Origin of the sequence: Paenarthrobacter sp. YAF11_1 (assembly GCF_052113445.1) — a bacterium.
GTDB lineage: Bacteria > Actinomycetota > Actinomycetes > Actinomycetales > Micrococcaceae > Arthrobacter.
In genome coordinates, this window is the sequence record NZ_JBFRDF010000003.1 from 63,816 (window position 1) to 75,667 (window position 11,852).

The window sequence follows — 11,852 nt, forward strand, 5'->3', positions numbered from 1 at the left end:
GCACGTTCAAACTTATCAAGAATCGTTCTCGTTTACTTCTGTGACGACTCGCGGCGTCTCTGGCTTGGGCACGACTCCACCTGGGGGTAGACGGGTGGAGCCGTGCCGCAGTGCCTCCTACGCCAAAGCGGGTGGGGCTCCCGCCGGACACCGGGACTCCCGCTTCGAAGGCACACAAGGAGACTATGGCCGGGTTCGTGGCTCTAGGTGGCAAATCTGGGAGACTAGGTGCCGTATTCGGAGTAATTAGGTGTTGGTGCGGAAAAAATAGGTGGTGACGGTGCCCGCCTAGGTGGTGGCTGCCCGGCCGCTTGGCTTAGCCGCCCGACTCACCCGCGTCAGCCGGTTCACCACCAAGCCGATCACCCACTGCACCGCGAAGCGAATGATGACGGTGAAGCTGACGACGATGAGGGAGATGGCGAACCCACGCGCCATGGCCGGTGCCCAGATGCTCAGCAGCACGTCCCACGGCACTGAATCCGTGCTGGCCAACCAAAAAACAGCAACACCCATGGCACAGAGCGATGACGTCAGAGGTCCGGCGATGAATGTGGTGGCAGGGCCAGTAGCGGGACTAACCAAGCAGAGCACGGCTGACACTGACGTCCAGCAAAGCACCGTGGTGCTTACCCAGAGGAAGTCGGCTTGGGAAGCGGCTTCCGCGGTCCTGATGGGACTGATCAGCAAGAGCTGCGACACGAGGAAAATGCTCCCTGCGATGCCTGCCACCAAGCCGAGGATCAAGGGCAACCAGAACGAACTGCCGGGAGCCCTAAGGTGAGGACGACGCTGGGAGTCGAGGCCGCCGTCGTCGTTGTTAAAGTACATCCAGTCCCTGGCTTCACGTCCACGGAAGAACTGTCCATAGAAAGCCGCGATGGTGGCTGCAATGCCCAGCATCAGGGCAACGCCGATCCCCGGCCATTCGTCATAGCCGTACTGGATCCACAGTGCGGCGCCCAACCATCCGAAATTTGTGAGGGCAAGATCCAAGCTGTCGGCCATCCAGGTGGTGACCACAAAAGTTGCGGTGCTGAGCAGCGCAACAGGCAGCCAGAAATGCCAGGGACGCCTGGCCAAGAGCGCCAGGGGGAGGCCTATGCTGGCGAAGGCCGCGCAAATGAACACTGTTCCGAGCCCGGCAATCATGGGGGCGATCAACGTGAGGAGATCTACCGGCGCGGAAACGTCTTGCCCTATCCCCGCGAACGACAGGACCTGCCCCAGCGCCAAGCCAACGGCAACACCGGCGGCGACCGTAAAGACGCCCGGCAACCCCCGCGCCGTCTGTGGATCCCGCGCACTCCGCAGTGGATGAGCGGTATCCACTGCATAGCCGTGAGCTAACGCAGCAGCGAACCGTGATCGCCAAAGATCAAGGCCGACGGTAAAACCCAGGAGCGATCCCGTCACTACCGCTGAAGCCCAGATGCCACCCAGTACGACGCCGGATCCAGTCAGCAGGGCGGTGGCGGTGGCCACAATCAAGGGACCAACAATCCCGGCGAGGGCACCGGCGCTCAACGAGCGGAGGAAGTCGCTGGTGGCGGCTTTACTGGGAGCGTCGAGGACAGTGACCCTCGCTTCGCGTGTCGGGTGGCGCAGGCGCATGCGCCGAATCCACGTGGCGGGTGCGCCGGGTCCGAGGAGTCCCAAGCTGGCTCTGACCTTCTCGTATGACCCCTGCCCGGCCCGCAGATCGGCATCATGCTCGCGTGAGCGGAGCAAGGCAGCTGTCACAATTTCCACTACTACAGCCAGCAGGGCCGCACGCCAGAGATAGTAGGGAAGCAGCGAAGGTCCTTCCCATATGGCGCCGGCGACGGGAATGAGAAGCACCACCAGAGTCACGTACCACGAGCTCCGCGCCAGCCAGGCCAGTTCCACGTCGCGGTGTCGGATATGCGCGAACTCATGGAGAACGACGCCGTCGGCCGGTCCGGGCCGTACAAGCAGGCCGACAATCTTTGGCGGCAGGGCAACCGCAGCTGAGCCGGGCCTGCCGAAGGAGAAGGCATCTCCCATTCGTGCCGGCCCGATGAAGAGCTTCGGTACACGACGCAGGCCGGCCTCGGACGCCAATTGGCCGAAGCGTTCCACCACCGCCCTGTGCTTTGGCGCGGGCACTTGCAGTGCGCGCCGCCGTCGAATCACCAATGGCACAACAAACATGACGGCCACGGCGACCACTGCCATGACACCCGCTCCGGCCAAGGACCACAGACCCCGCCTGATCTCCAGCGGCGCCGTGCATTGCTGTTGCTGGGCGAAATCCAGAGCCAAACACTTGCCCAACTCTTGGACCCATTCCCGTCCAAGAACCACGTTGTGCATCCATGAGCCAACAAACAAGCCGACCGCCAGAAGTGCAGCAATGAAGAGAAGGTACAGGCCAGTGGTGGGTGCGGGGAGGGCGAGTACGTTGACCCGACGACGATCAACTGCTGGCGCCAACGGCTTCTGGCCCATGCTGACCGCCTTCTAAGGATTGGAACTCGAAGGAAGAATCACCTGCTGAGGACCCCGAGGATTGCGTTTCCCAGCAGATCTGCCTTGGTTTCGTCGAGGCCCAGGCGCTTGGACTGCTCTTTGGCGGCAGCGAAGACGCGGTCGCGCTGTTCCGCGGTGAGTTCGATCGCTGCGCTGGTGGAATCCTGTGGGGAGCCCAGCCGCAACACTCTGCGAACGGCTCCCGTCACTGCAGGTTTGGCGGCATCCTTCACCGCGTCCTTGGCCACATCACGGAGCAAGTCACCGAGGAAACCGATGATGAACTGGGCCACGGCGAGAGCAAAGGGTGCCAGCAACGCCAACTCCAGACCGAAGCCGACGGCCTCATCATTCTTGGCCGGGTTCAGAGTGGATTCGGGATCCGCGTAATACTCGTCGGCGACTTCGTCGAAGGTGAGCAATTCATCCGGGGCAGCCCGCTCGATCATCAGCCGGGCCAGTTCAGTGCTCACATCACGTGTCTCGCCCAGTGGGATGTCCGTGCCAAGCTCTCCCATGGTGCCCCCTTGGTGAGAATCGAACAGACTCGGAGGTCCGCCGTGGGACACATTGTCCGCCTGACGGTGGGGGGACCACAAGGTCATTGACCTCAAGCTGGCAGACTTGTTTCATGGATTCGCCCGAGACTGTTCCGGCCGTCGAGCTTCGCCTTTCAATCAGCGATACGGAGCCGCTGATCTGGCGTCAGCTGGTCCTTCCCGAAAGTGCCACCGTTGCCGAGCTGCACGGCGCCATCCAGTGCGCGTTCGGGTGGAAGAACTCCCACTTGTATGCCGTCGCGGGCAATGACCGGTCGGGCACGAAGCGCATCTTCATGAATGTCGACGACGGCGACGGTCCCGAGGGTGCCGAAGACCCGGCAGCCGTGCGACTGCTGGAGTTGTTTGACCCTCAGAAGCCAGGAGTTTCAGACCTCCTGTACGAGTACGACTTCGGCGACAGCTGGACACACGACATCGAGGTTGTGGGCCCGGCCGAGCTGCACGAGAACACCATCGCCTGCCTTGACGGTGCGATGCGGGGACCTATCGAGGATTCCGGGGGAGTGGGTGGCTATGCCAACGTGGTGACCGTCGTGTCCAACCCCAAGCATCCCGAGCACAGGGAAGCCGTTGGATGGCTTGAGTACGTAACACAGGAGCCAATCTCGAAGTTCGATCCCACGGCTTGTGATCTGGTCGCGATCAACGGGCAGCTGCGCAGTTTGGCGCAGCGGTTCTGGCCTGGCGAGGTGACGGTTGCGGACTACGAAGACGTTCTGGGTCCGATCCTCTGGTTTCTCCAGGAAGCCCAGCACGACGGTCTGCCGTTGACCTCTGCCGGATACTTGAAGCCGGCCTTCGTCAAGCGTGCCATGACCGAGCTTGGCTGGGACGATGAATGGATGTCGGCTGGACGGGTCGAGGTGAGCACGTTGCCCATCCGGAATCTTCGGGAGCAGTTGCAGGAGTGGAAGCTTCTGCGGAAGCTCAAGGACAGGCTGCTCCTGACGCCAAGGGGACGGAAACTGGCCGAGGATCCAGAAGCCCTGTGGGATTTCCTGGCCGACCAGTTCGCGAACCCAGGCACAGATGCAGAGCGAATGGCAACGCCCCTCTTCGTTCATTGGGTGCTGATTGGAGACGAGCCACCCTACGGACTTAGAGACCAAGTGATCCAGGCCGCACTTCATCACGGAGGTTTGAGAACCAGAACCGGCGGTGAGATTCCGCTGTCTTGGGCGAGCGATCTCTACTACGACGTCACACGGAACCTGCACCGACTGGAGCTATGGGAACGCCCAGGTTGGGTCCGCGTCAATGAGAGGTTGTCCGACGCCGGCGTTAAGTTCCTCTTGGAGGTTCAGAGCCGCATGGACTGACACGCCGAGCCGACTTTGAGCGCCGCTAACGCTGCACGGAGAGACCCGCACCAAAGGCGGCTAACAGGTTGCGTCCTTCCTGCCACGCACCCAATCCACTTGAGGAATTGATGTGACCACGGGGTCCGATGTCGATCCGGGTCGCCCCCCACCTGTCGGCAAAATGCTGTGACCGCTCGAGTGTGCAATAGGGGTCGTCGCTGCTGGTGACCAACAGTGTTGGAAACGGAATTCGCCCGTATACGTCGTCGCCGAAACGAGGACCATCGTCAGAGTAATTCGGGCCAAACGGATCCGGGACGGCAACCAAAAACATGCCCGCTACACGGCCTGCATTCGCGAAGCTCCACTTCGCAGCGACAAGGCACCCGAGGCTGTGGGTGACGAGGATCGGTTTTCCGTCTCCCACCTCTGCATCCAAGGCCGCTATCCAGTCGTCCACTTCCGGCTCATCCCACGACGCCGGAGAAATGCGTTTCCAGCCGGCGCTGGAACGCTCCCAGAGCGACTGCCAATGGTCCGCATCCGAGCCGTTGATACCAGGGACTACTACCGCATGCATGTGAGCCTCCGAACTATCCGTCGGCATCATCGTCCTCCCGGAAGAGCGACGACGCCAGCCCTTGAAGCAGCTCCAGCCGCTTACGCCCGCGCGTGCTTCTTCCCGCCGGCACGCGTCGCAGCGGCACCCTCGCCCCGCTCCGCACCAACAACCGAAGCCCCCGTCCCCAGCCCGCGGACCGTCCACCCCGCACTCCGCCAGGCCTCAGCGTCCAGGACGTTGCGAGCGTCCAGCACCATCCGGCGTCGTACGAGCGACCCCACAACGGAAGGGGACAGCAAGACGTATTCGTCCCATTCGGTGAGCAGCAGCACCAGTTCGGCGCCTTCGAGGGCGCGTTTGGTGTCGGCTTCGAAGCGGATTTGCGGGTAGCGGATCCAGGCGTTGTTGATGGCCTTGGGGTCGGTAACGGTGACGTGTGCGCCCGCGGCGGCGAGTTGCTGGGCGACGTCCAGGGCGGGGGAGTCGCGGATGTCGTCGGTGTCGGGTTTGAAGGCTGCGCCGAGGATGGTCACCGTGCGGCCGGACAGGAAGCCGCGGCACATCTCGCGGGCCACCTCCACCGCGCGGGAACGCTGGTCCAGATTCACCGAATCAACCAGGGCCATCCACTCATCCACGGACGGGACTGAAAGTTCGCGTGCCTGTGCGCGGAACGACCGGATGTCCTTGGGCAGGCAGCCGCCGCCAAACCCCAGCCCGGCGTGCAGGTATCGGTTGCCGATGCGCGGGTCCAGGCCCATCGCTTCGCTGAGTTCGCTCACGTCAGCGCCCGACGCGTCGCACAGCTCGGCCATCGCGTTGATGAAGCTGACCTTGGTGGCCAGGAACGCGTTCGACGCCGACTTGATCAGTTCCGCCGTCGCGAAGTTGCAGACGAGCCGCGGGATGCCGGCGCTGATCAGCGGCTCGTACACGGCATCCAGCACCGCGGTGATCGGTGCGCCGGCAGCGGCGCCCTTGCCGCCGGGGACGCCGTAAACAAGCCGGTCGGGAACCAGAGAATCCTTCACTGCCGTGCCCTGGCGCAGGAATTCAGGGTTCCAGCCGAGTAACACGTCCGAGCGTCGGGCCAGAACCGCGCGGAGCGTTTCCACCGTGCCTACCGGCACTGTCGATTTACCCACGACGGCGGCACCCTTGGCCAAGTGCGGGAGGAGGCTCTTCGTAGCGCCCATCAGGTAGGAGAGGTCGGCCGTGTCGGAGGTCTTGGACTGCGGGGTACCCACGCAGAGGAAGTGCACCTGGGCCTCGGCGGCGGCGGAGAAATCGGTGGTGAACACAAGGCGTCCAGTGGTGCGACCGTCCTGGAGGAGCTCGTCCAAACCGGGCTCATGGAAGGGCGCTACGGCTTTGTTGAGCTGTTCAACCTTGGAGGAATCGACGTCGATGCCCACCACACTGTGGCCCATCGAAGCGAGCGTTGCTGCATGGACTGCGCCGAGGTAGCCGCAGCCGATCACGGAAATCTTCATGAGGAGGGTCCTTTGCTTGAAGTGAGTTCTGTGGGCCCGCTTTCGCGGGAGAAGGAGGCGATGACTTCGGTGTAATGCCGGACCAGGTCGGCGCTGAGCACAGGCCACGTCCGCCCCTGGACCGAGGCGGTTGCTGCCGTTGCGAACGCGCGGCGCTTTGCGTCGTCGCCCATCAAGTCCTGTACATAGCTACGCAACTGGGGGAGGTTTCCGGGCTCGTAGAGCCAGCCGGTGCGGGAGTTTTCGACCAAGTCCAAGGGCCCGCCGCGGCCGGTCGCCACCACGGGAACGCCCGATGCCATGGCTTCCTGGATGGTCTGGCAGAAGGTCTCGAACTCTCCGGGATGAACAAAAAGGTCAAAGCCCGCGACCGCCTCGGCCAGTGCATCCCCGCCGAGGAAACCCGTAAATACAGCGTCCGGCAGCGCAGCTTCAAGGGCCGCGCGCTGCGGGCCGTCACCGACGATCACCAGCTTCGTGTTGGGCAGATCTGCCAGCACGGCAAGATCCTCCACCTGTTTCTCCACGGCGAGCCGGCCGACGTAGCCGATGATCCGGTGACCGTCGGGCGCCACTGAGCTGCGCCACGCCGTCGAACGTTTAGCGGGGTTGAAGCGCGCGGTATCCACACCCCGACGCCACATGTCCACGCGCAGGATGCCGCGTCCGCGCAACTGATTCAGCGCGAACGTGGACGGCACAAGCGTTCGGGTGGCCAGGAGGTGGATGTTGTCCACGCGGTTCCAAGCCCAGTTCTCCAGGAAGGGCACGCCATAGCGGGCGGCGTAGCTGGGGACCTCGGTTTGGTAGATCGCCACGGTCGGGATGCCGAGTTGGTGGGCGGCCTGCACGGCGCGCCAGCCGAGGACGAATGGGGAAGCGAGATGAACGACGTCGGGGGAGAAATCGGCAAGGATTCGCTTGACCCGATTCACACCACCCAACGCAACCCGCACATTCGTGTAACCGGCCAGGGGCACCGAAGGAAGCCGGTGCACATAGGCACCCTTCTCGACGCTCGAAACATCAGTGTCCGACGTCGACGGCGCGATCACCATCACCTCATCCCCGCGCTCCTGCAGATGCTCCAGCACCCGCAGGATGGAGTGGGTTACCCCATTCATCAATGGCAGGAATGATTCGGCGACGATTGCGATCCTCACGCCTTCCACGGTGGTCGCGGCGGTTGGCGGGGCGGGTTAGAACGGGTGGCCTGTAGAGGAAGAGTTGGTTAACAGGTGGTTCTCTGTTTTGTCTGAGCGCCCGCGTAGACTTCCGGTATCCGACGTGCTGGGCGTCGAAAGTTCTGGGGGTTTTGCCATGGTTGCTGCTGGGGATAGTTCGCGCGCGCTTGGGGGAGTAAACGTACGACGACGGCGTCGGGCAGCGGCGGGGTCAGTCGCCGTCGGCTTGGGCCTGGCTCTGTTGCTGGGAACCGTTGGTTCGCCACTCTCGCCGGCCGCGGCTGATGCTGTTACGGACATCGTGCCCGTCGGTGAACGCCCGGGGCGAATCGCTGTGAACCCCCTGACGAACAAGGCCTACGTGGTCTCATCCGACGGAGTTCAGGTGCTGGCAGGCGGAAGCTCCGACGGTCAGCTCTACACAGGTGACATGCCCGTGGACGTCGCCGTGAACCCAACAACCAACAAGGTTTACGTCAGCGAGATCGGCGGAGCTGTGGCCGTGGTTGACGGCGCCACCAGAGCAGTGACATCGGTGCCTGTAGGCGCTTCCCCAGGGGTAGTGGCAGTGAACCCGGTGACCAACAAGACGTACGTCGGCGTCAAAAGCGGCGTGACAGTGATCGACGGCGCGGCCCTGACAACTTCATCGGTGGCACTCGCTGCGGGTGCGCAGGACATCGCTGTGAACACGACCACCGGCAAGGTCTACATCCTGTCCGGTGGAACCATCCGTGTCCTGGGGACGGGCGGGGTGGTGACCTCGACCATCACCATCGGAGCCGGCGGCATCCTTGACCTGGCAATCAATGAGGCTACCAACAAGATCTACTTCACCACGCTCGGGAGATACGGTGCGGGCGTTCGCGTGATCGATGGTGTGACCGACACCGTTACGGCAGCGATTCCCACCGACAACTTTGTTGGCAAGCTGGCCGTGAATCCTGTGACCAACACCGTCTATGTTGCTGGAGACAGCGATGGCGTTGACGGGTTTGTGCACGTCATCAGCGGGGCCACGCAAACTCAAGTAGCTGAGCTCAGAACGCCGTCCCGGATCAAGGACATTGTGGTCAACGCAGCCGGGAACAAGGCTTACGCGTTGCTAAGCGGCCGGGGCGTCACCGTGGTTGATGGTGACAACTCCGCATCAGCAGTGTTCACGGGGCAAGATCCATTGGGTGCCGCGGTCAACCCCGCGACGGGCAAGGTCTATGTCGCCAACAACAGCAGCGCCTCCGTCGCCGTCATCGACGGCACTGTACCGGCCCCGCTCAAGAATGACTTCAACGGTGATGGCGCCGCGGACGTGCTGGCTCGCGATGCTGCCGGTGTCCTGTGGCTGTACCCCGGCAATGGGTCCGGCGGATGGCTCCAGCGGGTCCAAGCGGGGCAGGGCTGGAACGTCATGAACGCTCTTGTTGCCCCCGGCGACTTCAACGGCGACGGCACCGCCGACGTCATGGCCCGCGACGGCGGTGGACTGCTGTGGTTCTACCCCGGCAACGGTGCCGGCGGGTTCGGAACCCGTGTGCTGGTGGGCAGCGGCTGGGAAGGAATGAGCGCCATCGAGCCCATCAACTTCTTCGGCGATGGCTTTGGTGACGTCGTGGCCCGCGACCGCGGTGGCGCTCTGTGGGTCTACCGTGGCGACGGCCACGGCGGCTGGCTGCCTCGGATGTGGGTCGGGTCCGGATGGTCGGGCATGTCTGAGATCACCGGCGCTGATGACTTCAACGGCGACGGCGTTACGGACCTGGTGGCCCGGGACAGCGCGGGAACCCTGTGGCTCTACCCGCCCACTGGAATCAGCGGATGGCTGCCCCGACAAGCCACCGGCCAAGGGTGGAACGGCATGAACTCCCTGGTGGGCCCGGGCGATTTCGACGGCGACGGGCGAGCCGACATCCTCGCGCGGAACGCGGCCGGCGAGCTGTGGCTGTATTCCGGTGCCGGTGGTTCGGCGTGGCCTTCTGCTTCCCGCGTTGGCACGGGGTGGGGCGGGATGACGGCGATTCTTTAGGGGTGCATAACAATCGGCGGTCAGCGTTGTCATCATAACTAGGCGGCCCGTCATCCTTCTACATCTCTTAGTGACCTGCTGCACCTATCCAGACGATATGACGCATTGTCACCTCTAGGTGTTAATACACGTAGGCGGCAATCTTTTGGCGCATTGTCGCCCCTATATACCGGGCACCGTACCAACGATCGGATTTCGTCACATTCACGCGGCCTGTCATTTGCCAGTCGTCTCCCATGAGAATATCGAGACATCATTCGCATCATGCACCATATGGGGTTTATAAAAATGAATACAAGATCTATGTCAGTCCTGGTTGTGACCGCTGCATTGGGACTGAGCCTTTCTGCTTGCGCTGGAGCAAGCACAAGCCCTGCCGCCAGCGTTTCAGTCGAACCTTTGGTTCCAACTACGCCGAGTGCCACGGCCGCTGCAGATAAGTCGCCTCGGGGCAACTTCATCAAAGAAGTCGGTAAGTCGGCCGGAATTACTAACAAAGACACAGAGCGCATTGTCAACTTCACCGTCAATTCGATTACGCCGGATGCTCCCTGCACCGGCCCATACCCGCAACCAGTGGTGAACGGTCACGTTGTAGTCCTAGACGTCTCGATTGAGACTTTCCCTGCTTTAGCTGACCCCAGCGGGGGTTACTCCGAGTTCGACATGAACGCCGGAATGTTCAAATTCGTCGGCACAAACGGGACGACCTTCAACGGGGACCTCAACACGCAAGGGGCTTACATGTGCTTGGCCGACGAAGAGAGCATTAGCCAGAACGGCCGGGGTATTGGCCCCGCAGAGAAGGTGACCGGAAAAATTGCGCTGGACGTGCCTGAGTCTCACGGAACACTGATCTTTAAGAGTCACCTCACGTCCGGTAGCACCGGTTGGGAATGGACCTTCTAGCACGAGGTTGCAACAAAAGAATCCCAAGTTGACTCGCACTAGAACGTGGCCGCACTTCGGGGGACGGCCACGTTCTAGTGCGCGAATGGCCACTGTGCAGGCGCCTTATTAGAGTTCCCCACCCCGGGCCCGCTTCAGATCCTTCCGCAGCCCCTTGTTGTCAGCCCGCAACTCCCGGTTGTGGTCAACCAGCCCGCGGTTGTCCTCCGTCAGCCCCCGGTTCTCCACCTCCAACTCGAGCACCAGCTTCACCCCGGCCAGGTTCAGCCCCTCATGCAGGAGCACCCCGATCCTGCGAAGGGTCGTGAGGTCGTCCTCGCTGTAGCGCCGGGTACCGCCGTCGGTCCTTTCCGGGGTGACCAGCCCTTTGCGCTCGTACTGCCTGATGTTCTGCTGCCCCGTGCCAACGAGTTCCGCCGCCACCGAGATTGCATAGACTCCGCGAGCGTCCCGGCCACTGTCGGAGGTGCCGTCCGCCGGGGAAGCAGCCAGTCCGCCGTCGTACTCTTCAGCAGCAATCGCGCTATCCGAAGCTGCCATCAAAGCCCTCCAAAAATCTTCCGAAAAAATACTTGCATCCACTCTCTCACTGGTGTTATAAAAAATCTATACCAGCCACCACAGATCGGAAGGACTGGTACGAACAACAGAATCAGCATCTAGATCAAAGGAGTGAGAACCACATGCTGATGCGCACTGACCCGTTCCGCGAATTCGACAGGCTCGCCCAACAGGTTTTTGGCACAACAGCACGCCCGGCCGGAATGCCGATGGATGCATGGCAGGAGGACGGACAATTCGTTGTAGCCTTCGACTTGCCAGGGGTCGATCCAGAGACTGTGGATCTGGATGTTGAACGGAACGTCCTCACGGTCAAGGCCGAGCGCAAGTCGCCCGCGGGCGAGAACACCGAGATGATCGCCGCCGAACGCCCTCAAGGCGTCTTCAGCCGGCAACTCATCCTGGGCGACACCCTCGATACCGATGGCATCCAGGCCCACTACGACGCCGGTGTCCTGACTCTCCGGATCCCCGTCGCCGAGAAGGCCAAGCCACGCCGCATCGAAATCACCTCCAACGGGCAGAGGCAGGAAATTAACGCCTGATCCCGTCCGTCCGCTGGAAGGCTCACCCGGGGGTGGCTGACCAGCGGACGCCGGACCGGGAACGACGGAGCGGCCGCAGCGGATAGTTGGGCGCAGGCTTCGCGCCACGTCACAGCGTTTATTAGCGCACATAAAAGCGGCCCCCGACGTCGTCTCCCGAGTGATGGCCCCCGGTTCAGCCGGGGGCCATCTCCAAATCCGCAGCAGAAACCGGAACC

General features: G+C 62.6%; 10 protein-coding genes. 4 read left to right on the top strand and 6 right to left on the bottom strand.

From position 1 onward, the window contains the following. Positions 1-288 precede the first annotated feature (288 nt). Together AB4Y77_RS05860 and AB4Y77_RS05865 are read right to left on the bottom strand one after the other, a co-directional pair. Positions 289-2,472, bottom strand: a complete 2,184-nt coding sequence (locus AB4Y77_RS05860; RefSeq protein WP_442013256.1) for a M48 family metalloprotease — start codon at positions 2,470-2,472, stop codon at positions 289-291. A 38-nt stretch (positions 2,473-2,510) separates the two neighbouring features. Then, complete coding sequence (locus tag AB4Y77_RS05865) at positions 2,511-3,011, bottom strand: hypothetical protein (protein ID WP_442013257.1); 501 nt, start codon at positions 3,009-3,011, stop codon at positions 2,511-2,513. A gap of 113 nt (positions 3,012-3,124) precedes the next feature. On the opposite strand from AB4Y77_RS05865, the gene AB4Y77_RS05870 reads away from it, so the two are divergent. Beyond that, positions 3,125-4,375 carry a plasmid pRiA4b ORF-3 family protein gene (locus AB4Y77_RS05870; RefSeq protein WP_442013258.1) on the top strand — a complete coding sequence of 417 codons (1,251 nt, stop codon included), beginning with the start codon at positions 3,125-3,127 and terminating at the stop codon, positions 4,373-4,375. Positions 4,376-4,400: 25 nt separating this feature from the next. Here AB4Y77_RS05870 and AB4Y77_RS05875 read toward each other — a convergent pair whose 3' ends face one another. The 3 genes from AB4Y77_RS05875 to AB4Y77_RS05885 form a co-directional block, all read right to left on the bottom strand. Continuing rightward, entirely contained in the window at positions 4,401-4,937 is a 537-nt protein-coding gene (locus tag AB4Y77_RS05875) for an RBBP9/YdeN family alpha/beta hydrolase (protein WP_442013259.1), read from the bottom strand. Between the two features lie 80 nt (positions 4,938-5,017). Beyond that, positions 5,018-6,412 (bottom strand): UDP-glucose dehydrogenase family protein, encoded by a 1,395-nt coding sequence (locus tag AB4Y77_RS05880; RefSeq protein ID WP_442013260.1) that lies wholly within the window; start codon positions 6,410-6,412, stop codon positions 5,018-5,020. Continuing rightward, positions 6,409-7,575, bottom strand: a complete 1,167-nt coding sequence (locus AB4Y77_RS05885) for a glycosyltransferase family 4 protein (protein ID WP_442013261.1) — start codon at positions 7,573-7,575, stop codon at positions 6,409-6,411. Before AB4Y77_RS05885 ends, AB4Y77_RS05880 begins: the two co-directional genes overlap by 4 nt. A gap of 157 nt (positions 7,576-7,732) precedes the next feature. Between AB4Y77_RS05885 and AB4Y77_RS05890 the strand changes: the two genes are divergently transcribed. Beyond that, on the top strand, positions 7,733-9,619 hold the full coding sequence (locus tag AB4Y77_RS05890) for an FG-GAP-like repeat-containing protein (RefSeq protein WP_442013262.1): 1,887 nt from the start codon (positions 7,733-7,735) through the stop codon (positions 9,617-9,619). A gap of 303 nt (positions 9,620-9,922) precedes the next feature. Then, on the top strand, positions 9,923-10,528 hold the full coding sequence (locus tag AB4Y77_RS05895; protein WP_442013263.1) for a hypothetical protein: 606 nt from the start codon (positions 9,923-9,925) through the stop codon (positions 10,526-10,528). Between the two features lie 108 nt (positions 10,529-10,636). Here AB4Y77_RS05895 and AB4Y77_RS05900 read toward each other — a convergent pair whose 3' ends face one another. Further along, the gene (locus AB4Y77_RS05900; protein WP_442013264.1) at positions 10,637-11,068 is read right to left on the bottom strand and encodes a MerR family transcriptional regulator; all 432 of its coding nucleotides are present in this window, start codon (positions 11,066-11,068) and stop codon (positions 10,637-10,639) included. A 143-nt stretch (positions 11,069-11,211) separates the two neighbouring features. Between AB4Y77_RS05900 and AB4Y77_RS05905 the strand changes: the two genes are divergently transcribed. Next, entirely contained in the window at positions 11,212-11,634 is a 423-nt protein-coding gene (locus AB4Y77_RS05905; RefSeq protein ID WP_311214512.1) for an Hsp20/alpha crystallin family protein, read from the top strand. Positions 11,635-11,852 lie beyond the last annotated feature (218 nt).